The organism is Streptomyces sp. NPDC001796, assembly GCF_042892355.1.
In the GTDB taxonomy this organism is placed as follows: domain Bacteria; phylum Actinomycetota; class Actinomycetes; order Streptomycetales; family Streptomycetaceae; genus Streptomyces.
Genome location: NZ_JBIAUC010000006.1, coordinates 291,897 through 315,018, shown reverse-complemented (window position 1 = coordinate 315,018; position 23,122 = coordinate 291,897). Strand labels below are relative to the sequence as shown.

Here is a 23,122-nt window from a genome sequence, read left to right as displayed (position 1 = left end):
GACCGGTACGTCGAGGCGTACACGCTCCACCACGAAGTAGGCACGTTGCGTCCTGGGGAGGGACTTCGTGATTCAACCGGTAGCAGTCATCGGCGCCGGGCCGTTCGGCCTGTCCACCGCCGCCCATCTGCGCGGGCGCGGTATCCCGGTCCGCGTCTTCGGCGAGCCCATGGTCAGCTGGCGCGACAACATGCCCGCGGGCATGCTCCTGAAGTCCACTCCGGTCGCCTCGAACATCGACGCGCCCCAGCGTGGCCACACCCTGGCCGACTACTGCGACGCGGCGGGCATCCGCCGGCTGGTGACGGACGAGGACATCATCCCGGTCGAGACGTTCACCGCGTACGGGGAGTGGTTCCAGCAGAAGCTGGTGCCCGAGCTGGAGCGGGTCCGGGTGGTCTCCGTGGACCGCCGCAAGGGCGGTGGCTTCGATCTCAAGCTGGACTCGGGCGAGTTGTTCACCGCCCGGGCGGTCGTGGTGGCGACCGGCCTGTCGGGACTCGCCCACCTCCCGCCGGAGCTGGCCGCCGCGGCAGCCGACGGCCCCACGCCCACCGGTCCTGTCTCGCACAGCTCCCAGCACCATGACCTCAGCAGGTTCTCCGGCAAGGAGCTGCTGGTCGTCGGCGCCGGCCAGTCCGCGCTGGAGACGGCGGCGCTGGCGGCCGAGGCGGGCGCACGGGTGCGCGTCGTGGCGCGCGGGCAGGGCAGGGTCGCCTTCGGCGCGCCCCCGTGGGACCAGCCGAAGCTGCGCCCCGAGTCGCCCTTCGGCCGTGCCTGGTCCCTGTGGGCGCTGAGCTACTACCCCCACCCCTACCGCTTCCTGCCCGCCCGGACCCGCCACTACCTGGTGCGCCGCGTCCTCGGCCCGCTCGGCGCGTGGTGGCTGCGCGACCGCTTCCAGGAGAACGTGCAGGTGCGTGAGGTCGTCGGCATCCTCAGCGCGTCCGTGGCGGACGGCCGCCCGGCCCTGACGGTCCGGACCCACACGGGCCGCACCGAGGAGATGACCGCGGACCACGTCATCGCCGCGACCGGCTACCGCGTGGACATCTCCGCGATGGACTTCCTGGGCCATGAGCTGCGCACACGCCTGGCGGTGAGCCGGGGCGCCCCCCGGCTCGGCGCCGGCTACGTGTCCTCGGTCCCGGGCCTGTACTTCACGGGCCTGCCGGCGGCGGCCTCCTACGGACCGGTGATGCGGTTCGTCTGTGGCACGGAGTTCGCGTCGCCGCGCCTGGCGAAGCACCTGGCGACGGCCCACGGCTGACCCCGGCCGGCCACCGGACCACCGCGTGGCCCTTCCCCCTCGGAAGGGCCACAGGGCCACAGGGCCACGATTGCAGAGCCGGATGCCGACGGGTTCTCCGGAGGGGCCCCGGATGCCGACGGGTTCTCGGCAGAAGGGCCGGAGGCCGGCCGGGGTCAGCCGTACGTCAGTCGCAGGTCGGCCGGTTCACGACGGGTGGCCGGACGTCGGCTGGTCCGTGGTGAGTCGTGGGGGTGTTCCATCCGTATTCTCTGATCATGGCCGCACCCCTCGCATATTCACTCATCGCCACTGACCTGGACGGGACGCTGCTGCGCGGCGACGACACGCTCTCCGACCGGTCGAGGGACGCGCTGGCGCGGGCCGCCGCGGCCGGCGCGCAGCACCTCGTGGTGACGGGGCGTCCTGCCCCCAGGGTGCGGCCGCTGCTCGACGACCTGGGCGGCAGGGGGCTCGCGGTGTGCGGACAGGGCGCGCAGGTGTACGACGCCGGCGCGGACCGGTTGCTGTTTTCCGTCACCCTGGACCGGGAGTTGGCCGAGACCGCGCTCGGCAAGATCGAGGCAGAGGTGGGGCAGGTGTATGCGGCCGTCGACCAGGACGGCGTGGACGGGCTCACCCTCATCGAACCCGGATACCGCATGCCGCACCCCACGCTGCCCGCGGTGCGGGTCCAACGGCGCGACGACCTGTGGTGCGCGCCCATCAGCAAGGTGCTGCTGCGCCATCACGCCCTGACCGACGACGAGTTGGCGACGGCGGCGCGCAGCGCGGTCGGTTCGCTGGCGACGGTCACCATGTCCGGGCCCGGCACGGTCGAACTCCAGCCATGCGGTATCACCAAGGCGACGGGGCTGGCGCTCGCCGCCGAGTACCTGGGTCTGGGGCCGTCCCGGACCATCGCGTTCGGCGACATGCCGAACGACATCCCGATGTTCGACTGGGCCGCGCGCGGCGTCGCCATGGCGAACGCCCACCCCGAACTCAAGGCGGTCGCCGACGAGATCACGGAGTCGAACGAGGACGACGGCATCGCCGTCGTCCTCGAAAGACTCTTCAGGGGCCGCTAGACCTCGGCTTCAGCCTTCGGCCTCAGCCTCGGTACGCGCGGCGCACAGCGTCAGTACGCGCTGTGGACGTTGTCGATGGAGCCGTACCGGTGGGCTGCGTAGTTGCACGCGGCCGTGATGTTCGCCACCGGGTCGTAGATGTTCCAGGACGTGCCCGGCACGTGGTACGCGCGGAAGGTCGGGTCGATGACCTGGAGGAGGCCCTTGGACGGGATGCCCATCCGGGCGTTGGAATCCCAGAGGTTGATGGCGGACGGGTTGCCCGACGACTCACGCATCACGTTGCGGTAGATGCCGTAGTAGGAGCCGGGGATCCGGTGCTGCCGCATGACGACCAGCGACTGACGGATCCAGCTGTCGAGGTTTCCGGCGCGCGTCGTCATGGTCTTGGCGGCGGCGGTCGTGGTCGTCGTGGAGGCGGGGGTCGCGGCGGAAGCGCTGGTGGCGCCCAGGACCGGAAGGGCCAGAACGGCGGCACCCGTCCCCGCGACAGCGAGGGCACGGGTGAGGCGCGCGGCCTTGGAGCGGCGGTCCCGACGGCGTGCGGGCAGGGCGAAAGCGGGCATGTCGTAGTCCTCTCCGGCGCCTGCGAGGTGAGCTGTCGGGTTCGGGCGGGGAGGTGCCCGGCCTTGTCCTCGGTGCCGAGGAATCGGCTTCACCCCAAGCCGTTCCGGCGCTGTGTCCGGTCCGGCGACTTACCTGGGTCCCCCGCTCCTGCCGTTGGTGGTGGATGGGCTCGCGAGCGGCGGCAGGATTCGGCGGTCCGCTCGGATCGATTGGGAAGGTATGCGAGAGCACATGTCGGGAACAAGACTGGAAGTCACACTCCGAGGTAAATGACCTTGAAATGCGGGAATAAGGGATGTGATCCATTTCGTTGAGGAAGGTTAAACTTGGCATAAGTAAATGGGAAGTTGAGATTCCGGATGCCCCGCCTTGCTCTGTGGTGGCGTGACCTAATTCACTCGCACTTTTCTTGATCGCCACCCGTAATTCGGGGCCCTGAAGCGGCAATTCGGACAAAAGGTTCGGCGATCGCCTGTGAGTGGCGGTTTTTATGGGGCTCAAAATGGGCAATTCGGACATGCTCCGGATCTGCGGGAATCCTCATCCCGGATCGAAACGCGTGACCGACGTCACTCGCTATGCCGTAGAGAGGCATGGAGAGCCATGGAGGGCCGTAGGGAGCCGTAAAGGGCCGGGCCGTATAGAGCCGTACGGATCTGTACGCGCGCGTGCCTCGGGGTGCCGGGCGTCCCCGTCGGGACCGGACGTGGGCCCGGCCGGGTGATGGCGCCGAGCGGGGCGGCCGGGGGCCGTGTGGTCCTGCGGAGGCCTTCGGGGGTTGCGGGGCTGCTCCGGAAGCGGGATGCGAGGGGCGCTTCCGGGGGCCGGAGCGCGTCGCCGGCCCCCGGGCGGGGGAGCTTTCCGCTATGTCGCTCCAAACCCGCTCGTATCACCTGATCAAGAACATGCCTCTCGTGATCCGATACGGCCCGGCCTGGAACAGCGGGCACTCGTGGTGATCGAAACCTGACCGGATACGCTGACTTGAGTGATGGCGGCGACAGATCGACAAACTCGGTGAGCCGAGTCGGCCTGACGACGTCATCGATCAAGTGACCGACCTCGATACCGACCGTGTGATCGTCAGCAGACGTCAGCAGACAGGAGACCTCACGTGACCGTCGTCGGGCCGTTCGGGCTGAGCGTGCGGGACCAGGCTCTGGAAGCCGATGTCCAGGCCGGATTGGCCGCTGTCGAGGAAGGGCTGCTCGACGCCACGAAGAGCGAGGTGCCCTTCATCACCGAGGCCGCGCAGCATCTCGTGCGGGCGGGCGGGAAGCGGTTCCGGCCGCTGCTCGTCATGCTCGCGGCACAGTTCGGTGACCCGTACGCGCCGGGGGTCGTCCCCTCGGCCGTGGTCGTGGAGCTCACCCACCTCGCCACGCTGTACCACGACGACGTGATGGACGAGGCCGAGGTGCGGCGCGGGGTGGCCAGCGCGAACAGCCGCTGGGGCAACTCGGTGGCGGTCCTCACCGGTGACTTCCTGTTCGCCCGCGCGTCCCACATCCTGGCCGACCTCGGCCCGGAGGCGGTCCGTATCCAGGCGGAGGCGTTCGAACGGCTCGTCACCGGCCAGATCCTGGAGACGGCGGGCCCGCGGGACGGCCGTGACCCGGTGGAGCACTACCTCGACGTCCTCGCCGGCAAGACGGGCTCCCTGGTGGCGGTGGCGTGCCGCTTCGGCGCGATGATGTCGGGCGCCGACGAGACGGTCGTGGACGTGCTGACGCAGTACGGTGAGCGTCTCGGCGTGGCGTTCCAGCTGGCCGACGACGTCCTGGACATCGCCTCCGACTCCCAGGAGTCCGGCAAGACGCCGGGGACGGACCTGCGCGAGGGCATCGCGACCCTCCCGGTCCTGCGCCTGCGCGAGCGCGCCCAGCGGCACGGGCTGCCGGAGGACGTCGCCCTGTGCGAGCTGCTGGACTCCGACCTCACGGACGACGCCCGCCACGCCGACGCCCTCGCCCGGCTCCGGGCCCATCCGGCTCTCGAGCAGGCCCGCCGCGACGCCGTCCGCTACGCGCAGGACGCCCGCTCGGCCCTGGCCCCGCTCCCGGACTGCGGCGCGAAGGCGGCCCTGACGGAGATGTGCGACGCGGTGGTGCACCGGGCAGGGTGACGCGCCACGCGCCCCACTGAGCCCCGCGCCTGACGTGCGCCACGTCACACGCCTCTCGGCCCGCCCTGACGACCCCTACGGGTGAGGCACCGTGCCCCGCCCGTCATGTCATACCCCAGAAGTACGCGGAGTTGGCCCCGCGGTCTGACGCTTCCCTCCCGGTGATTTGGTCATATGGAGGGGACCCCCTCACCGGAGTCCGGGTGAGAATGGCGGCGTAGGGGGTGGGGGCACCTCCCTGCTCGAGCGAAGTCGAGAGCTTGGGGAGAGTGCACAGACAACAGGCCGCCGCCGACGACGGAGGTAAGGCACACATGGCACCGTACGAATCCGACGACAGCACACCCGCCCGGGAGGTCGAGGACGTACGCGACGGGCGGCGCAGGGCCGCTCGGTACGTCGTCCCGGTCACGGTCGTGGGCGTGGCGGCGGCGACCATCGGGCTCGTCCCGGCGTTCGCCGGTTCCGGGGACCCCGACCTGCCGAAGATCAGCGCGCAGCAGCTCATCGAGAAGATCGCCAAGTCGGACGTCCAGCAGATGTCCGGCACCGTGACGATCAGCACGGACCTGGGCCTGCCCAACCTGGGCGGCCTCGAGGACAGCCTGGCCTCGGGCGCGCTCTCCCAGGGCGAGCAGGGCAAGGGTGGCTCGGCCGCAAACCCGAGCTCCAAGCTGCTGGAGCTGGCCTCCGGCACCCACACCGTGCGGGTCGCCGCCGACGGCCAGGACAAGCAGAAGCTCTCGCTCATCGAGAAGGCCGCCGAGTACAGCGTCATCCGCAACGGCGACCAGGTGTGGGCGTACGACAGCGCGTCCAACCAGGCGTACCACGCGACCGGCGCGGGCGAGCACAAGAGCGGCGAAGCGGCGCCGAAGGACGTGCCCGCCACACCCAGGGACTTCGCCGATCAGGCCCTGAAGGCGGCCGACAAGACCACCTCCGTGGCGGTCGACGGCACGGCCCAGGTCGCGGGCCGGGACGCCTACAAGCTGCTCATCCGGCCGAAGCAGTCGGGTACGACGGTCGGCGCGATCAGCATCGCGGTGGACGCGAAGACCGGCCTGCCGCTGAAGTTCACGCTGACCCCGGCGAAGGGCGGCGCGGCGGTGCTGGACGTGGGCTTCACCCAGGTCTCGTTCGCCAAGCCGGCCGCGTCGACGTTCGACTTCACGCCGCCCAAGGGCACGAAGGTCACCCAGGGCGACGACCTGAAGGCCGGGCACGAGGGGGCCGGGCGCGAGGCGCAGCACAAGGACACCGGGGGAACTCCCTGGGGCAGCGCGTCGAAGACCATCGGCGAGGGCTGGAACGCGATCTACGTGTTCGACACCGGCAGCAAGGGCGGCGTGCCGTCCGGATCGCCGTCCGGCGAGGGCGCGGCCTCCGGCTTCCTGAACTCGCTCGGCGACCACGTCACCGGCAAGTTCGGCTCGGGCACGGTCTTCTCCACCCGCCTGGTCAACGCCCTGATCACGGACAACGGCAAGGTGTACGCGGGCGCGGTCACCAAGGACGCGCTGGTGAAGGCGGCGAACGCGGGGAAGTGACCCCCGTACGGCGTACGGACGAAGGGGAGCAGGAGAGCCCATGGAGGAACTGCCCGCCGCGGAAGCGGAGTCGAAGGACTCACCGGCGCGGGCGGCGAGTGACCCCGAGGCCCCGGTCATCGCCACCCGCGCCCTCACCAAGCGCTACCGCGGCGGGCAGCTCGCCGTGGACGGGCTCGATCTGACCGTCCCGGCGGGCAGTGTCTTCGGCTTCCTCGGGCCGAACGGCTCCGGCAAGACGACCACCATCCGCATGCTGATGGGCCTGATCGAGCCCACCTCGGGCTCGGCACGCGTGCTGGGGCGGCCCATGCCCCGGGCCGCGCGCACCGTGCTCCCGCAGGTCGGCGCCCTCATCGAGGGCCCGGCGCTGTACGGCTTCCTCTCCGGCCGGGACAACCTCCTGCGCTACGACGCCGCCGATCCCACCGCCGACCCGGGCACCCGTCGGACGCGTGTCGCGGCCGCCCTCGACCGGGTCGGGCTCACGGCGGCCGCGGGCAAGAAGGCGAAGGCGTACTCCCTGGGGATGAAGCAGCGCCTCGGTCTCGCGGCCGCCCTGCTCCAGCCCCGCAGGCTCCTGGTCCTGGACGAGCCGACCAACGGCCTCGACCCGCAGGGCATGCGGGAGATCCGCGCCCTGGTCAGGGAACTGGCCTCCGACGGCACGACCGTCTTCCTCTCCTCCCACCTGCTGGACGAGATCGAGCAGGTCTGCACGCACGCGGCGGTGATGGCGCAGGGCCGGCTGATAGCGCAGGGCGCGGTGGGAGACCTGGTGGCCGGGGCGCGTGGACGCCTCGTCGTGACCACCCCGGACGTCACCGACGCGGCACGCGTCCTGAAGGAACAGGGCGTGGCCGATGTGGTGGTGGAGGAGAACCGGGTGACGGCCGACCCTGACGACCGGGAACTTTCCGATGTGAACGCCGCGTTGGTCACGGAGGGAGTCCGCGTACGCGGCTTCGGCGTCGAACGTGCCTCCCTGGAGGATGCGTTCGTGGCGCTCACGGGGGAGGGGTTCGATGTCGCAGGCTGAGCCGGCCGGCGTACTGCCCCGGACGAGCCCGCTGTGGACCTTCGGGCTGCTGCGCAGCGAGCTGGTGACCACGTTCCGGCGCTGGCGCACGCTCGCCCTGCTGGCCGTGCTCGCCGCCGTGCCGATCCTGGTCGGGATCGCCGTGAAGATCGAGACGAGCGACGGGGCCGGCGGGCGGGGCGGGGGCGGTGGCCCCGCGTTCATCGCGCAGATCACCAACAACGGCCTGTTCCTGGTGTTCACCGCGCTCGCGGCGACGCTCCCGTTCTTCCTGCCGATGGCGATCGGCGTCATCGCGGGCGACGCCATCGCGGGCGAGGCGAACTCCGGCACCCTGCGCTACCTGCTGGTCGCCCCCGCGGGCCGTACCCGGCTGTTGCTCACCAAGTACGCCACGACGATCGCCTTCTGCCTGATCGCCACCCTCGTCGTCGCCGTCTCGGCGCTCGCGGTGGGCGCCCTGCTCTTCCCGCTGGGCGACCTGACGACGATCTCCGGTACGCGCATCAGCTTCGCCGAGGGCCTCGGCAGGGCCCTGCTGATCGCGCTGGTCGTCGCCGCGTCCCTGATCGGGGTCGCGGCCCTCGGGCTGTTCATCTCCACGCTCACGAGCAGCGGCATCGCGGCGATGGCGACGACGGTGGGCCTGCTCATCACGGTCCAGATCATGGACCAGATACCGCAGCTGCACGCGCTCCAGCCGTACTTCTTCTCGCACTACTGGCTGTCGTTCGCTGATCTGATGCGCGACCCGGTCTACTGGGACGACCTGATACGCAACCTCGGCCTGCAGGCCCTGTACGCGGCGGTCTTCGGCTCGGCGGCGTGGGCGCGGTTCACGGCGAAGGACATCACGGCCTAGGCGCGGGCGGGCAGGGGCCGGCCGCGCCATCACGGTCCGCCGTCCCCGCCGGTCAGCCGCCCGGGCCGGGCCCGAGGTCGAGCAGCAGGGCCATCACACCCACCAGCGTGGCGCTGCTGACGATCTCACCGCGTTCGATCATCGCCCGTACCTCCGGCAGCGGGATCCACTCCAGGCGGTCGGACTCGTTGCGCTCGGTCGGCTCGCCGACGCGCGTGGCGTCGTCGGTGCGGAACACGAAGTGCCGGGAGTCGGTGACACCGGCCGCGGGCTGGGCGCACATCAGCGGCCGCAGTGAGCCCGGGCGCCATCCGGTCTCCTCCTCGAGTTCGCGCCCTGCCGCCGCGGCGGGCTCCTCGCCGTCCTCGACGAGGCCCATGGGCAGCTCCCAGGCCCATGTGTCGGTGACGAAGCGGTGCCGCCACATCATGAGCACGCGTTGTTCGCGGTCCACGGCGGCTGCGACGGCGACGTCCCGCAGCCGGACCACGTGGTACTCACAGCGTGTCCCGTCGGGCTGTTCGACGTCGAGCGCCCGCAGCCGCACCCAGGGCGTCTCGTACAGCGCCCGCTCGCCGTGCACGGTCCAGCGCATGCTCAGCGCACCCCCGATCCGCCGCCCGAGGGCGTGAACGGGCCGACCAGGCGGGCCAGTGGGTCGCACTCGCGGGGTGGCCGGCCGCCCAGGTCGCCGGTGCGCCAGGCGGGCACCCAGGGCACACGATGGACGCCGATCATCGACTCGATCGCCTTGACGCGCTGGGCGAGCGGGCGCGGCAGCCGGCCCGGCGCGTCCGCGACCAGCACGACGGCGTCCAGGGTGAGGCCGGGCGGGGCCGCGCCGCGCCGGAAGACGTCGAGGGACCGGAGGACGGACCCCAGGCCGGTCGCGTGGGTGCGGGCGACCAGCAGCACCGAGGAGGGTTCGTCGTGCTCGGGACGGGGCCAGCCGCGGCCCGCGTCGAAGCCGCCGAAGACGGTGGCGAGCGTCGAGGTGCCGGCGCCGCCGTGGGTGGCCACCCAGGCGAACCGGCGTGGGCTCGCGCTCCCGTGGGACGGCGGTCGTGCCGCGTCGGCCACCGGCCCGCGGATCCAGATCTCAGGCCCTCCGGGCCCCTGCCGCGCGATCCCCTGCATCGCCTCTCCTCGGTCGCTCCTCGCCCCTCGATCTTCACCCGAGGTGTGCGGGTTCGGTACCGGGCTCCGGCACCTGGGACGAGGCTGTGACGCGGCGGTGACGCGGGGACGAGCACGGGGGCGGGAGACTCGAAGGGGTGTGCCGTGCGTCCCCGCACCCAGGGCCGGGGACGGAGACGAGGGGAGCCGACGCCGAATGGAGGCGGAGGACTTCGGCGCCTTTCCCCGACCGACCGACCCGAGTGAGGGAACGATGTCTCGACTCAGCCGCGGACAGAATTGGGGCCGCTCCTTCGTGGGGGCCGCATCCGACGGGGGCGTGGGGTCCGGGGTGACGCCGATCGAGGTCCGGGTGCCTGCGGGGACATGCGACGGGGTGCCGGGCCCGGGAGCGACCGTGGGCGGGTCACCGGTGGCCGCGGGACCCGGGGAGCCGGTCCAGCAGGCCGTCCTGGACCACCTCCACCGCATGGCCCGCGCCACGGGCCACCCGGTCCTCGCCTCGGTGCACGACGAACGGATCGGCTACGTCGTACCGATCCGGGTGCACGTCGACGGCTCCAGCGAGTTCGCTGGGGAGCCGGTACGGAGGGGAGCGGCGCCCGCAGCCGCCCCCGCGTCCCCCGGCCGTGCCGTCGCCCCGTTCGCTCTCCAGGCCCTGCCCGAGCAGGTCGCCTTCATCACCGCGACGTCCGGGCCGGCCCAGGCCCTGCCCGGTGCCCCGAACCACGGTGGCACCCCGCCGCCGCCCGCACCGCCGGCCCCTGGCACCGTCTCCCCGCCGACAGGAACGTTCGGCCCACCGCCGGTCATGCCGAGCGCACCGTCCACCACCCCCGCCGCTGCCGCAGCCCCCGATCCCACCGCCGGGCCCACGCCCCCCTACTCCTCCGTTCAGGCCCCCGAAGTCGCCGCGCCTCCCACCACGGAAGCGGATCCCGCCTCCGACCTCGGCACGGAAGCGGACCCCACCCCCGACCTCGGCGCCCACTCCGCCCCCGACTGGAAGCCCGCCCCCGACCGCACTTCCGCCCCCGCCCCCGCCCCCGAGATCGCCCCCGAGATCGCCCCCGTCGCCGTCGGCCAGGACGACGAGGTCAAGGAGCCGCCCGTGCGGGAGTTCGACTCCGTGGCGGAAGCCGTGCTCGGGGACGGGCCGGCCGGCGGCGCTGACGGGCCCGTCGCGGAGCCCATGGCCAAGATCAGCGCGGCCGTGAAGCAGGGCCGTCTGGAGGAGGCATCCGGGCTGGCCGAGCAGGCCGTCGCCGAGTCGGCCGCGACCCTCGGCGACGAGCACCCCGACGTCCTGCACCTGCGCGAACTCACCGCCTACATCGCCTACCTGGCGACGGACCCCCTGCGCTCCTTCCACCTGTCGCTCGACCTGGCCCGCATCCGGTACCGCCTCGGCGACCCGCGCGGGGCCTACGGCAATGTGCAGAGCGCGGCCGCCGCCTGGCGTGCCGTACGCGAACCGGTCCAGGGGCTGGACCTCGGCCGCGACCTCATCGCCGTATGGAGCGAACTCGCGGCCCAGGAAGGCCCCGCCGCCGACGACCTCGACCAGCTCGAGAAGGCCCGCAGCCGCATGGGCCGCTTGGCCGAGCGCGCCCGCAAGGCGTCCGGCGAGCGGCCTGCCGTCCAGTAGGCGCTACGGCGGCTACGGCGTGGCGTCCACCGGGTCCGCGTCTGCGTCCGCGGCCCCGCTCACCGTCGCCGTGGTGGCGCGCGCAGCCGGGATCGCCCCGCCGAGCGTCCGCGTGGCCCGCCGCGCGGTGCGCAACGCGTCCGCCGTCAGCAGCGACAGGGCCAGCCAGACCAGCGCGAAGCCCGCCCAGCGCTCGGGCGGCATCGCCTCGTGGAAGTAGAGGATGCCCAGCAGGAACTGGAAGACGGGCGCCAGGTACTGCAGCAGACCCAGCGTCGACAGGGGGACCCGTATCGCCGCGGCCCCGAAGCAGACGAGCGGCAGTGCGGTGACCACCCCGGTGGCCGCGAGCAGCGCCGCGTGCCCCGCCCCCTGGGACGTGAACGTCGACTCGCCGTGCGCCGAAAGCCACAGCAGGTACGCCAGCGCCGGCAGGAACTGCACGGCGGTCTCCGCGGCCAGCGACTCGATACCGCCGAGGCTGACCTTCTTCTTCACCAGTCCGTAGGTGGCGAAGGAGAACGCAAGACACAGGGAGATCCACGGCGGACGGCCGTAGCCGATCGTGAGGACGAGCACGGCGGCGAAGCCGACCCCGACCGCCGCCCACTGCACCGGCCGCAGCCGTTCCTTCAGCAGCAGCACGCCCATGGCGATGGTGACGAGAGGGTTGATGAAGTAGCCGAGCGAGGCCTCCACCACGTGCCCGCTGTTCACGGCCCAGATGTAGACGCCCCAGTTGACGGTGATGACGGCCGCGGCGACCGTGATCAGTGCGAGCCGGCGCGGCTGCCGGAGCAGTTCGCCCGCCCAGGCCCAGCGCCGCATCACCAGCAGTGCGACGGCGACCAGGACCAGGGACCACACCATCCGGTGGGCGAGGATCTCCATGGCCCCGGCGGGCTTCAGCAGGGGCCAGAACAGCGGGACGAGCCCCCACATCCCGTACGCGGCGAAGCCGTTCAGCAGACCTGTCCGTCGCTCACCCTTCGGCTCCCCGGCCACGGGCCCTCCCTCACGCTCGCGGCTGCCCGATGCAGCCTCCACGAAGGTAGCGCGAGGACCCCCGCCTGTCATGCCCGTATCGGCATACGGTCATGACAGGCGGGGGTCGGGAAGCTCAAGGGCCCGAAGGGGGAGTTCAGCCCTTGAGCGCGGCGGTGATCGCCTCGGCGAGCGGGGTGGTCGGACGCCCGGCGAGGCGGGAGAGGTCGCCGGTGGTGACCTCCAGCTCGCCCTTCTCGATGGACGCGTCCACGCCGGCGAAGACCGCGGCGAGCGGCTCGGGCAGCCCGGCACCCTTGAGGATCTCCACGTACGTCTCGACGGAGACGGGGTTGTAGGCGATCTCCTTGCCGGTCTGCCTGCTCAGCTCGGCGGCGTACTCGGCGAAGCCCCACGCCTCGTCGCCGCCCAGCTCGTACGCCTTGTTCTCGTGGCCCTCGCCGGTCAGCACGGCGACCGCGGCGGCCGCGTAGTCGGCGCGGGAGGCGGAGGAGACGCGGCCTGCGCCGGCGGCCTGGACGACGGCGCCGTGCTCCAGGACCGGGGCGAGGTTCTCGGTGTAGTTCTCGTGGTACCAGCCGTTGCGCAGCAGCACGTACGGCACGCCCGAGTCCAGGATCGCCTGCTCGGTGGCCCGGTGGTCGTCGGCGAGGGCGGCCTTCAGGCTGCCGGGCGCGCTGGTGTAGGCGAGGAGGGCGACGCCGGCGGCCTTGGCGGCCTCCAGGACCACCTGGTGCTGCTGGACGCGGCCCTTGTCGAACTCGTTGCCGGAGATCAGCAGCACCTTGTCGCCGGCTGAGAACAGTCCGTCGAAGGTCTGTGGAGCGTTGTAGTCGGCGACGGCGATCCGCACGCCGCGCTCCTCGAGGTCGGCGGCCTTCTCCGGGTTGCGGACGACCGCGGTGATCTGCTCGGCCGGAACCTTCTCCAGCAACTGCTCCACCACATGACGGCCGAGGTGTCCGGTGGCTCCGGTGACGACGATGCTCATGACTTGGATCTCCTTGTGGGGTGCTTTCCGACACTCACCCTAGGAGGTGCGCTAACTAAGCGAAAGTACCCACTTTGAAGTAAGGTACTGGCATGACAGTAAGCACTGGGACCGCCGGCAGGCGCGACGCCGCCGAGGCGATGTGCCCCTACCGCCTCGTCCTGGAACACGTCACCAGCCGCTGGGGCGTGCTCGTCCTGATCGAGCTCCTCGACCGCCCCCACCGCTTCAGCGAGTTGCGCCGTGCGATCGGGCGGACCGCCCGCGTCAGCGAGAAGATGCTCACCCAGACCCTGCAGACCCTGGAACGCGACGGTCTGGTGCACCGGGACGCCAAGCCCGTGATCCCGCCGCGTGTCGACTACTCCCTCACCGGCCTGGGCCGCGAGGCCGCCGAGCAGGTACGGGCGCTGGCGCTGTGGACCCACGACCGCATGGCGGACGTGGAGAAGGCCCGCCAGGCATACGACGAGGCCCGGGCGCTGTCCGCCCGGGCCTCGTGAAGCGCACCGTCGTTTCCGAGCGGAGTGCTCAGCCGACGACGGTCCAGGTGTCCCCGCCGGCGAGCAGGGCGGCCAGGTCGCCCTTGCCGTTCTGCTCGATGGCGGCATCGAGCTGGTCGGCCATCGCGGTGTCGTAGACGGGCCGCTCCACGGACCGGAACACCCCGATCGGGGTCTGGTGCAGGGTGTCCGGGTCGGCGAGGCGGGAGAGCGCGAAGGCCGTGGTGGGGGAGGCGGCGTGCGCGTCGTGGACCAGGATGTCCGCCTCGTTCTCCGGGGTGACGGTGACGACCTTCAGGTCGCCGGTCCGCCGGTCCCGTACGACACCGCGCGCCCCGTCCGCCCCGAACCGGATCGGCTGCCCGTGCTCCAGCCGGATCAGGGCCTCCTGGGCGCTCTGCTTGTCCTTGAGCGCGTCGAAGGCGCCGTCGTTGAAGATGTTGCAGTTCTGGTAGATCTCGATCAGCGCCGTGCCCGGGTGGGCGGCGGCCTGGCGCAGCACCTCGGTGAGGTGCTTGCGGTCGGAGTCGATCGTGCGGGCCACGAAGGACGCCTCCGCGCCCAGCGCCAGCGAGACCGGGTTGAACGGCGCGTCGAGGGAGCCCATCGGGGTCGACTTGGTGATCTTGCCGACCTCGGAGGTGGGCGAGTACTGGCCCTTGGTCAGGCCGTAGATCCGGTTGTTGAACAGCAGGATCTTCAGGTTCACGTTCCGGCGCAGCGCGTGGATCAGGTGGTTGCCGCCGATGGACAGCGCGTCACCGTCACCGGTGACCACCCACACGCTCAGATCGCGCCGCGAGGCCGCGAGACCGGTCGCGATCGCGGGCGCCCGGCCGTGGATGGAGTGCATGCCGTACGTGTTCATGTAGTACGGGAAGCGCGACGAGCAGCCGATCCCGGAGACGAAGACGATGTTCTCCCGCGCCAGGCCCAGCTCCGGCATGAAGCCCTGGACCGCGGCGAGGATCGCGTAGTCACCGCAGCCGGGGCACCAGCGCACTTCCTGATCGGACTTGAAGTCCTTCATGGACTGCCTGGCCACGGCCTTGGGGACGAGCGAGAGCGCCTCGATCGTGCCCGTGCCTTCCGTGGTCGTCTCAGTCATCGATGGCCTCCTTGAACGCCGCGGCGAGTTGCTCCGCCTTGAACGGCATGCCGTTGACCTGGTTGTAGGAGTGGGCGTCGACCAGGTACTTCGCCCGGATCAGGGTGGCGAGCTGGCCGAGGTTCATCTCGGGGATCACCACCTTGTCGTAACGCCCCAGCACCGCGCCGAGATTGGGCGGGAACGGGTTGACGTGCCGCAGATGGGCCTGCGCGATCGACTCCCCGGCCGCACGCAGCCGGCGTACCGCCGCGGTGATCGGCCCGTACGTCGAACCCCAGCCCAGCACCAGGGTGCTCGCGCCGTGCGGGTCGTCCACCTCCACCTCGGGTACCACGATCTGGTCGACCTTCGCCTGGCGGGTGCGGACCATGAAGTCGTGGTTGGCGGGGTCGTAGGAGATGTTGCCGGTGCCGTCCTGCTTCTCGATGCCGCCGATGCGGTGCTCCAGGCCCGGGGTGCCCGGGAGCGCCCACGGGCGGGCCAGGGTCTGCGGGTCGCGCTTGTAGGGCCAGAACACCTCGGTGCCGTCGTCCAGGGTGTGGTTCGGGCCCTGCGCGAACTGCACCCCCAGGTCGGGCAGCTCCTCCAGCTCGGGGATGCGCCACGGCTCCGAGCCGTTGGCCAGGTAGCCGTCGGAGAGCAGGAAGACCGGGGTGCGGTAGGTCAGCGCGATCCGGGCCGCCTCCAGGGCCGCGTCGAAGCAGTCGGCCGGGGTGCGCGGGGCGATCACCGGGACCGGGGCCTCGCCGTTGCGGCCGTACATCGCCTGCAGCAGATCCGCCTGCTCGGTCTTGGTCGGCAGACCGGTGGACGGCCCGCCGCGCTGGATGTCGACGATCAGCAGCGGCAGCTCCAGCGAGACCGCCAGCCCGATCGTCTCGCTCTTGAGCGCGACACCGGGGCCACTCGTCGTCGTCACCGCCAGCGACCCGCCGAACGCCGCCCCCAGGGCAGCACCGATGCCGGCGATCTCGTCCTCGGCCTGGAAGGTGCGCACACCGAAGTTCTTGTGCTTGGACAGCTCGTGCAGGATGTCCGAGGCCGGAGTGATCGGGTACGAGCCCAGGAACAGCGGCAGGTCCGCCTGGCGGGAGGCGGCGATCAGGCCGTACGCCAGGGCCAGGTTCCCGGAGATGTTGCGGTAGGTGCCCACCGGGAACGCCTTGACGGCCGGGGCCACCTCGTAGGAGACCGCGAAGTCCTCCGTCGTCTCCCCGAAGTTCCACCCCGCCCGGAAGGCGGCGATGTTCGCCGCGGCGATGTCCGGCTTCTTCGCGAACTTCGTCCTCAGGAACGCCTCGGTGCCCTCGGTGGGCCGGTGGTACATCCAGCTCAGCAGGCCGAGCGCGAACATGTTCTTGCTGCGCTCGGCCTCCTTGCGGGTGAGGTCGAAGTCCTTCAGCGCCTCGACGGTGAGGGTGGTCAGCGGCACGGGGTGGACGTTGTAGCCGTCGAGCGAGCCGTCCTCAAGGGGAGAGGCGGCATAGCCGACCTTCTGCATCGCGCGCTTGGTGAACTCGTCGGTGTTGACAATGATCTCCGCGCCGCGCGGCAGGTCGCCCACGTTGGCCTTCAGCGCGGCCGGGTTCATCGCCACCAGCACGTTCGGGGCGTCGCCCGGGGTGAGGATGTCGTGGTCGGCGAAGTGCAGCTGGAACGACGACACACCCGGCAGCGTCCCGGCAGGCGCGCGGATCTCGGCGGGGAAGTTCGGCAGCGTCGACAGATCGTTGCCGAAGGACGCCGTCTCCGAGGTGAAACGGTCACCCGTGAGCTGCATACCGTCACCGGAGTCCCCCGCGAACCGGATGATCACCCGGTCCAGCCGGCGCACGTCCTTCGAGCCCGCCGGTTTGCGCTGTTCTCCTACGACGGCTCCGTCCGCCTGTCCCGCTGGACTGCTGACCTGGCTGGTCACTGAACTGGACCTCCCTCGAGGCGGCTGTCTGGGAGTGGCCGTCCCACCGGCCTTCCCAGGATCAACCCTACGTCGGTAAGGGTCGCCTTCCCTCGGCCGTTCGCATGATGGACACCATCGTGAGACGGTCCGGCGCCCCGATTTGCCATGATGTGCCCCACCTCCCGGACTGCTCGTGAAGACGCGCCCCGCTCATCCTTTGGTGCTCGGTACCGCAGTGGCGCCGGGCGACGCCGGAGCCCCGGTGATGTCCGGAACCGGCCCCCGCCACCTGGCACAGTGTCAGCCGATCAGGAGTTGAGATAGGTGAGCACGGCCAGAACACGCCGGTGATCCCCGTCACTCGGGGACAGACCGAGCTTCAGGAAGATGTTGCTGACGTGCTTCTCGACAGCTCCGTCGCTCACGACGAGCTGCCGGGCGATCGCTGAGTTCGTCCGCCCCTCGGCCATCAGGCCTAGGACCTCCCGCTCCCGCGGGGTGAGCGCCGCCAGCACGTCCTGCTTGCGGCTGCGCCCGAGCAGCTGTGCGACCACCTCGGGGTCGAGCGCGGTGCCTCCCTCGGCGACCCGCACCACGGCGTCCACGAACTCGCGCACCTCGGCGACCCGGTCCTTGAGCAGATAGCCGACGCCGCGACTGGAGCCGGCCAGCAGCTCGGTGGCGTACCGCTCCTCCACGTACTGCGACAGCACGAGCACACCCAGTCCGGGATGCGCCCTGCGCAGCTGGACCGCGGCCCGCACTCCTTCGTCCGTGTGGGTCGGCGGCATCCGCACGTCGGCGACGACGACATCGGGCAGCTCGCCCTGGTCCGCGAGCTCGGTGATGGTCTTGATCAGCGCCTCCGCGTCCCCGACACCGGCGACGACGTCATGCCCACGGTCGGTCAGCAACCGGGTCAGTCCCTCCCTGAGCAGCACAGAATCCTCGGCGATGACGACCCGCACCCTGTCCTCCACGATCCCCCCGACCCCCGCAACCTGTCTCCGGTCCGCACGACAGGCTCCAGCATTCCAGCATCGGGACGTGCGCGGGGTCGCTGCGAGGGCGAAAGAGGGGTGTGTCAGGCGGATGGGCGGAACCATCCGGTGCCGCACCGCCGGGGGCTATGCCCGCCAGGGCAACTCAGCGGTGATCCGCGTGGGCCCCCCGACCGGTGAATCCACCACCAGCACGCCGTCCACCGCATCGAGCCGTCCCGCCAGCCCCGCCAGCCCCGACCCGCCGGAGGCGTCGGCGCCCCCGATGCCGTCGTCGGTCACCTGCAGCAGCAGCCGGTCCTCCGCCTGCCACACATCCACCGTCGCCCGCGACGCCCGCGCATGCTTGCTCACGTTCTGCAACAGCTCCGACACCGTGAAGTAGGCGATCCCCTCGATCGCCGGTGCCGGCCGGGACGGCAGGTCCACCTCCACCTCCACCGGCACGGCGCACCGCGAGGCCACCGCCGACAGCGCGGCATCGAGGCCGCGGTCGGTGAGGACCGCCGGATGGATCCCACGGGCCAGGTCCCGCAACTCCTGCAGCGCCGTCTTCACCTCGCCGTGCGCGTCCTCCACCATCCGCGCCGCCGCCCGCGGATCCTCGGCCAGCTTCTCCTTCGCCAGCCCCAGATCCATGGCCAACGCCACCAGCCGGGCCTGCGCCCCGTCGTGCAGGTCGCGCTCGATGCGCCGCAGATCCGCCGCGGCCGTGTCCACCACCGCCCCGCGGTCCGACTCCAGCTCCACCACCCGGGTCGCCAGCCGCGACGGCCCGAGCAGCCCGTGCACCAGCAGCCGGTCCACGCTCGTCAGCCCCCGGACGATCCAGGGCGTGGCCAGTGTGATCAGCAGCCCGACCAGCGCGGTCACCGTGATCTCGAACGGGTTGTCGAGGTACACGTGGTGCGTCTCGTCGCCGTACAGCTGGATGCCGTCCTGACCGGCGTACATCGGGAACACCCAGAACCACAGCGGATACGTCAGCAGCGCCCACCCGCACGTCCAGAAACTCACCCCCACCGAGAACGAGAACACCGCCCACGGGAACTGCAGCACCGTGTACAGCATGTGCCGCCAGGAGGTCCCGCTCTTGAGCATCGCCCCCATCCACGCCATCGCCCCGCGCCCGTTCGTCCGCAGCGGCTCCGGAGCGGCCACCTCCAGCCCCAGCAGCCCCCGCGCCCGGGCCCGCTCCAGCGCCCCGAACCCACGGCACCCGGCGAGCGCCGCCGCGAGCACCGGGATGCCCAGGAACGTCACCAGCAGGCCCGCCCCGATCGAGAACATCGTGACGCTGTAGACGAACATCGCGATCCCGATCGGCAGGCTCAGCAGCACGTAGCAGAACTCGCCCCAGCTGCGCGCCTCGACCGGTGCCCGCAGCGCCACCGGAAGCCGGTGCGGCCGCCCCCCGGCGCCCTGGGATCCAGGGCCGCCCCACTCTCCGTACCCCTGCCCGTACTGCGTGGCCATCGGCTTGTCCGTTCTGCTGGTTCGTCCATCCCGGTTCGTGTCTCCACCCTGCTGTGCCCGCGCCGGCCCGGCCATGCAGCGCGTCGGCGTCTTCAACCGGGGGTTTTCCCCACCCCGGACACACCAGGACCGGGTCTGTCGCTACCTCCGCCGCCGTCCCTCGTCCCCGCGGTCCCGACACGGCAGCTCCGCCGTGATCGTCGTGGGGCCGCCCACCGGCGAGTCGACGACGAACAGGCCGTCGACCGCGTCCAGCCGCTCCGCGAGCCCCGCCATGCCCGTGCCGCCGTCGAGGCGCGCGCCTCCGCGGCCGTCGTCCCAGACCTGGATGAGCAGTCGTTCGTCCGTCCGCCACACCTCCACGGAGGCGGACCCGGCACGGCTGTGCTTGCTGATGTTCTGCAACAGCTCCGACACCGTGAAGTAGGCGATGCCCTCGATCGCCGCGGCCGGTCTCGTGTCGAGGTCCACGGTGACCTTCACCGGCACCGTGCAGCGCGTGGCCACCGACGACAGCGCGGCGTCGAGGCCGCGGTCGGTGAGGACGGCGGGGTGGATGCCGCGGGCGAGGTCCCGCAGCTCCTGCAGCGCCAGCTTCACCTCGCCGTGCGCCTCCGCGACCATGGCCGCCGCCGAGTCCGGGTCCTCGAGCAGCTTCTCCTTGGCGAGGCCGAGCCCCATCGCCAGGTTCACCAGGCGCGCCTGCGCTCCGTCGTGCAGATCGCGCTCGATGCGCCGCAGATCGGCCGCCGCCGTGTCCACCACCACCCCACGGTCGGACTCCAGTTCGGCGATACGCCGTTCCAACTCGTCGGAGGGGGACAGCAGACCGCGCACCATCGCCCGGTCCACATTGCTGAGCCCGCGCGCGAGCCACGGCAGAACCGGCCACAGCACGAACAGCGACGTGAACGTCACCGTGAAGCTCAGGATCCCCCAGGGCAGCCGGATGAAGTCGTACAGGAGGGTCCGCCAGCCCACCGGGTCCTTCAGCGTCATCGACAGCCACTGCACCATCCCGCCGCTCCTGCGCAACGGCAGCGGAGTCGGCTCCTCCACCCGCACCCCGAGCAGCGCCCTGGCCCGCGCCCGCTCCAGCTTGCCGAGCTGCCGCGCGCCCAGCAGACCGGCCGCGAGCAGCGGGACACCGATCACGGTCACCGTCAGCGTCCCACCCGTGGACAGCACCGTGACCACGTAGACGAACCCGATCAGCGACATCGGCAGGTTCGCCAGAAGGTGCGCGATCTCCCGCCAGGTGTGCTCCTCCAGCGCCGGGCGGACGGGCGGCGGCCGCTCGCCGTCCAGCACGCCCCGGCTCGTGATGCGTTCGTTCACGGCCCCGCGACCCCGTTCGGCCACGGCCCCCCGACCCGATTCGTTCATGGCCCCGCGACCCCGTTCGTTCATGGCCCTCCGCCCCCGTTCGGTCATATCCCCTGGTCTAGTCCGGTCACGTTCCGGCCTCGTGCGGTGATGTCCGCCAGCCTGCCGCGCCCCGCGCCGCCGCACCATGAGGCCGACCGCCATGACTTCCTCGGGGTTTCCCCACCCTCCGCCGATCCGACCGCCGCGAGAGGTGATCCGAGCCGTGCCAGGGGTACGCGATGCGAGCCGTCCGGCGAGTGGGGCGCGTACCAGGGCATCTCAACGTGCGACGGGCTGCTTACCCTCTCTTTAGCAGGGCCTAGACTCCCGTGCGTACAGATCGTCGAATCACAGGATTCACCAGGGTCACGAGGTCAGGGAGCGAGGGGCTGACGTGCCGCATCCGACCGCCGTCGCTGTCGTGGCGGCGGACTACTTCCAGTCCTACTCCGTCGTCGGGCTGCTCGCCGTCGTCGGCGTGCTCTTCGTCGCCGTCGCCTTCGGCGCGGGCCGGCTGCTGCGCCCCGTCGTGCCCACGCCGGAGAAGCTGCTGACGTACGAGTGCGGCGTCGACCCCGTCGGCGAGGGCTGGGCCCATACGCAGGTCCGCTACTACGTCTACGCGTTCCTGTACGTGATCTTCGCCGTCGACTCGATCTTCCTCTTCCCGTGGGCCACGGTCTTCGCCGATCCGCGGTACGGAGCCACCACCCTCGTGGAGATGTTCGTCTTCCTCGGCTTCCTGGCCGTGGGACTGCTCTACGCGTACAAGAAGGGGGTCCTGACATGGACGTGAACCCCTCGACCACCGAGGCCACCGGACCTGTGCTGCTTCCGGAGCCCAAGCGGCTGGGCGCACTGGCCCGCCTGGCCCCCGAGCCGATGAAGGTGATCCTGAACTGGGGACGCCGCTACTCGCTGTGGGTCTTCAACTTCGGCCTCGCCTGCTGCGCGATCGAGTTCATCGCCGCGTCCATGGCCCGCCACGACTTCATCCGCCTGGGGGTCATCCCGTTCGCGCCTGGCCCGCGCCAGGCCGACCTGATGGTGGTGTCCGGCACGGTCACGGACAAGATGGCCCCGGCCATCAAACGCCTGTACGAGCAGATGCCCGAGCCGAAGTACGTCATCTCCTTCGGCGCGTGCTCCAACTGCGGCGGCCCGTACTGGGACTCCTACTCCGTCACCAAGGGCGTCGACCAGATCATCCCGGTGGACGTGTACGTCCCCGGCTGCCCGCCGCGTCCCGAGGCACTGCTCCAGGGCATCCTCAAGCTCCAGGAGAAGATCGCGCGCGAGTCGCTGGGGGAGCGGTACGGATCCTCGCGGCCGTCCACCGCGGCCCTGCAGAGCGGCCTGGTCCAGCCGCCGTCGTCGGCCCCCGAACCGGATCAGCGGGAGGGGCGATGACCGCCGTCGGCTGGCTGCCCGCGTCCGCCGAGGAACTCTTCGGCCCTGAGGCCACGGCCGAGGAGTCGTACGAGGTCCTGACCGTCGACGTAGCCCCGACGGGCTGGACCGAGGCGCTCCGGGTCGCGCGCGACGAGCTGGGCTGCACGTACTTCGACTGGCTGAGCGCGGTCGACGAGCCGGGCACGGGCCTGCGCGTCTCGGCCCATGTGGTGGCCCTGTCCCCGGTCCGCCGCCTCCTCGTCCGTACGACCGTCCCGCACGAGGCCCCCGTCCTGCCGTCCGCCGTGGACGTCTACGCGGGCGCCGCCTGGCACGAACGCGAGACCCACGAGATGTTCGGCATCGCCTTCGAGGGCCACCCCTCGCTGGAGCACCTGCTCCTGCCCGAGGGCTTCGAGGGCCACCCGCTGCGCAAGGACTTCGTGCTGGCGGCCCGGGTCGCCAAGGCATGGCCCGGTGCGAAGGAACCGGGCGAGTCCGACCACGGTGGCCCCAAGCGCCGCCAGATGCTGCCCCCGGGCGTCCCCGACCCGAACGAGTGGGGCCCCCTCAAGGGACAGCTCCCTCCTGCCCCCGCCCGCCCGGCCCGCGCCGCAGGCCGAGCGGCGGGCGAACGCCCCGTACGCCGCACCCGCACGGCAGCGGAGGGCTCCGCGAGCCAGGCCCCGGCCGCGGGCGAGCCCACCGAGACGCCGGCGCCGCCGCCGCGGCGTGCGCGGAGCGCTTCGGAGGGTTCGGCGTCGCAGCGTGCGGCTGGGGACACGGCGACTACGCCGACCGGTCCCCGGCGTGCCCGCAGCGCGTCGGAGGGTTCGGCCTCGCAACGAGCCGAGGGCGGTGCCGAGCCGGCGACACCTTCCGCTGGGCCCCGCCGTGCGCGGAGTGCCTCCGAGGGTTCGGCCTCCCAGCGAGCCGAGGCCCCGGCAGCCGGGGCCCCGGTAGCCGAGGGCACGCCCCGGAGGCCCGACGTCGCGCCCCGCAGCTCGGACGCCCCCTGGCACCACGCCCGCCCGGCCTTCGACAAGCCGGAACCCACCGCCCCAGAAGGTCCGGCGAAACCCGCGACCGAACCGGCGAAACCGGCGT

At 71.6% G+C, this 23,122-nt stretch carries 21 protein-coding genes and 1 riboswitch; of the genes, 11 read left to right on the top strand and 10 right to left on the bottom strand.

The genetic code is table 11. The annotated features are described in order from the left end of the window. Positions 1-67 precede the first annotated feature (67 nt). On the top strand, positions 68-1,270 hold the full coding sequence (locus ACFYZE_RS15620) for an FAD-dependent oxidoreductase (protein ID WP_388993130.1): 1,203 nt from the start codon (positions 68-70) through the stop codon (positions 1,268-1,270). 257 nt (positions 1,271-1,527) lie between these two features. Next, positions 1,528-2,340: an HAD family hydrolase gene (locus ACFYZE_RS15615; protein WP_388993127.1), complete on the top strand. Its 813-nt coding sequence runs from the start codon at positions 1,528-1,530 to the stop codon at positions 2,338-2,340. 50 nt (positions 2,341-2,390) lie between these two features. On the opposite strand, the gene ACFYZE_RS15610 is transcribed toward ACFYZE_RS15615, so the two are convergent. Beyond that, positions 2,391-2,906 carry a transglycosylase SLT domain-containing protein gene (locus tag ACFYZE_RS15610; protein WP_388993123.1) on the bottom strand — a complete coding sequence of 172 codons (516 nt, stop codon included), beginning with the start codon at positions 2,904-2,906 and terminating at the stop codon, positions 2,391-2,393. Between the two features lie 4 nt (positions 2,907-2,910). Further along, a riboswitch (cyclic di-AMP (ydaO/yuaA leader) is annotated at positions 2,911-3,076 on the bottom strand. 945 nt (positions 3,077-4,021) lie between these two features. Here ACFYZE_RS15610 and ACFYZE_RS15605 point away from each other — a divergent pair. From ACFYZE_RS15605 to ACFYZE_RS15590, 4 genes are all read left to right on the top strand, one after another. Then, complete coding sequence (locus ACFYZE_RS15605) at positions 4,022-5,032, top strand: polyprenyl synthetase family protein (protein WP_388993120.1); 1,011 nt, start codon at positions 4,022-4,024, stop codon at positions 5,030-5,032. A gap of 314 nt (positions 5,033-5,346) precedes the next feature. Then, positions 5,347-6,582, top strand: coding sequence for an outer membrane lipoprotein carrier protein LolA (locus ACFYZE_RS15600; RefSeq protein ID WP_388993117.1), 1,236 nt, complete (start codon positions 5,347-5,349; stop codon positions 6,580-6,582). A 40-nt stretch (positions 6,583-6,622) separates the two neighbouring features. Next, positions 6,623-7,621, top strand: coding sequence for an ABC transporter ATP-binding protein (locus ACFYZE_RS15595; protein WP_388993114.1), 999 nt, complete (start codon positions 6,623-6,625; stop codon positions 7,619-7,621). Then, entirely contained in the window at positions 7,608-8,483 is an 876-nt protein-coding gene (locus ACFYZE_RS15590) for an ABC transporter permease (protein ID WP_388993111.1), read from the top strand. The genes ACFYZE_RS15595 and ACFYZE_RS15590 overlap by 14 nt, the downstream gene beginning before the upstream one ends. A 52-nt stretch (positions 8,484-8,535) precedes the next feature. Here ACFYZE_RS15590 and ACFYZE_RS15585 read toward each other — a convergent pair whose 3' ends face one another. Both ACFYZE_RS15585 and ACFYZE_RS15580 read right to left on the bottom strand, forming a co-directional pair. Beyond that, positions 8,536-9,078, bottom strand: coding sequence for an NUDIX hydrolase (locus ACFYZE_RS15585; RefSeq protein WP_388993108.1), 543 nt, complete (start codon positions 9,076-9,078; stop codon positions 8,536-8,538). A 2-nt stretch (positions 9,079-9,080) separates the two neighbouring features. Further along, positions 9,081-9,620 (bottom strand): hypothetical protein, encoded by a 540-nt coding sequence (locus ACFYZE_RS15580; RefSeq protein WP_388993105.1) that lies wholly within the window; start codon positions 9,618-9,620, stop codon positions 9,081-9,083. 397 nt (positions 9,621-10,017) lie between these two features. On the opposite strand from ACFYZE_RS15580, the gene ACFYZE_RS15575 reads away from it, so the two are divergent. Further along, complete coding sequence (locus ACFYZE_RS15575; RefSeq protein WP_388993102.1) at positions 10,018-11,268, top strand: tetratricopeptide repeat protein; 1,251 nt, start codon at positions 10,018-10,020, stop codon at positions 11,266-11,268. A 12-nt stretch (positions 11,269-11,280) separates the two neighbouring features. On the opposite strand, the gene rarD is transcribed toward ACFYZE_RS15575, so the two are convergent. Both rarD and ACFYZE_RS15565 read right to left on the bottom strand, forming a co-directional pair. Further along, positions 11,281-12,273, bottom strand: coding sequence for an EamA family transporter RarD (rarD, locus tag ACFYZE_RS15570; RefSeq protein ID WP_388993099.1), 993 nt, complete (start codon positions 12,271-12,273; stop codon positions 11,281-11,283). Between the two features lie 136 nt (positions 12,274-12,409). Continuing rightward, a complete protein-coding gene (locus ACFYZE_RS15565; RefSeq protein WP_388993096.1) occupies positions 12,410-13,264 on the bottom strand; it encodes an SDR family oxidoreductase in 855 nt (284 codons plus the stop codon). Positions 13,265-13,356: 92 nt separating this feature from the next. On the opposite strand from ACFYZE_RS15565, the gene ACFYZE_RS15560 reads away from it, so the two are divergent. Next, positions 13,357-13,767, top strand: coding sequence for a winged helix-turn-helix transcriptional regulator (locus tag ACFYZE_RS15560; RefSeq protein WP_388993093.1), 411 nt, complete (start codon positions 13,357-13,359; stop codon positions 13,765-13,767). 28 nt (positions 13,768-13,795) lie between these two features. Here ACFYZE_RS15560 and ACFYZE_RS15555 read toward each other — a convergent pair whose 3' ends face one another. From ACFYZE_RS15555 to ACFYZE_RS15535, 5 genes are all read right to left on the bottom strand, one after another. Further along, positions 13,796-14,875: a 2-oxoacid:ferredoxin oxidoreductase subunit beta gene (locus tag ACFYZE_RS15555; protein ID WP_388993090.1), complete on the bottom strand. Its 1,080-nt coding sequence runs from the start codon at positions 14,873-14,875 to the stop codon at positions 13,796-13,798. After that, a complete protein-coding gene (locus tag ACFYZE_RS15550) occupies positions 14,868-16,796 on the bottom strand; it encodes a 2-oxoacid:acceptor oxidoreductase subunit alpha (RefSeq protein ID WP_388993087.1) in 1,929 nt (642 codons plus the stop codon). Before ACFYZE_RS15550 ends, ACFYZE_RS15555 begins: the two co-directional genes overlap by 8 nt. Before the next feature lie 290 nt (positions 16,797-17,086). Continuing rightward, positions 17,087-17,746 carry a LuxR C-terminal-related transcriptional regulator gene (locus ACFYZE_RS15545; RefSeq protein WP_388993475.1) on the bottom strand — a complete coding sequence of 220 codons (660 nt, stop codon included), beginning with the start codon at positions 17,744-17,746 and terminating at the stop codon, positions 17,087-17,089. Positions 17,747-17,905: 159 nt separating this feature from the next. Continuing rightward, complete coding sequence (locus ACFYZE_RS15540; protein ID WP_388993084.1) at positions 17,906-19,255, bottom strand: sensor histidine kinase; 1,350 nt, start codon at positions 19,253-19,255, stop codon at positions 17,906-17,908. Between the two features lie 141 nt (positions 19,256-19,396). Continuing rightward, on the bottom strand, positions 19,397-20,593 hold the full coding sequence (locus ACFYZE_RS15535) for a sensor histidine kinase (RefSeq protein ID WP_388993080.1): 1,197 nt from the start codon (positions 20,591-20,593) through the stop codon (positions 19,397-19,399). Positions 20,594-21,017: 424 nt separating this feature from the next. Here ACFYZE_RS15535 and ACFYZE_RS15530 point away from each other — a divergent pair, with 424 nt between their 5' ends. The 3 genes from ACFYZE_RS15530 to ACFYZE_RS15520 all read left to right on the top strand — a co-directional run. Beyond that, positions 21,018-21,419 carry an NADH-quinone oxidoreductase subunit A gene (locus tag ACFYZE_RS15530; RefSeq protein WP_103841246.1) on the top strand — a complete coding sequence of 134 codons (402 nt, stop codon included), beginning with the start codon at positions 21,018-21,020 and terminating at the stop codon, positions 21,417-21,419. Continuing rightward, positions 21,410-22,033 carry an NADH-quinone oxidoreductase subunit B gene (locus tag ACFYZE_RS15525; RefSeq protein WP_388993077.1) on the top strand — a complete coding sequence of 208 codons (624 nt, stop codon included), beginning with the start codon at positions 21,410-21,412 and terminating at the stop codon, positions 22,031-22,033. The genes ACFYZE_RS15530 and ACFYZE_RS15525 overlap by 10 nt, the downstream gene beginning before the upstream one ends. Continuing rightward, on the top strand, positions 22,030-23,122 hold a 1,093-nt coding region (locus ACFYZE_RS15520), incomplete at its 3' end, for an NADH-quinone oxidoreductase subunit C (RefSeq protein ID WP_388993074.1). The genes ACFYZE_RS15525 and ACFYZE_RS15520, both read left to right, overlap by 4 nt.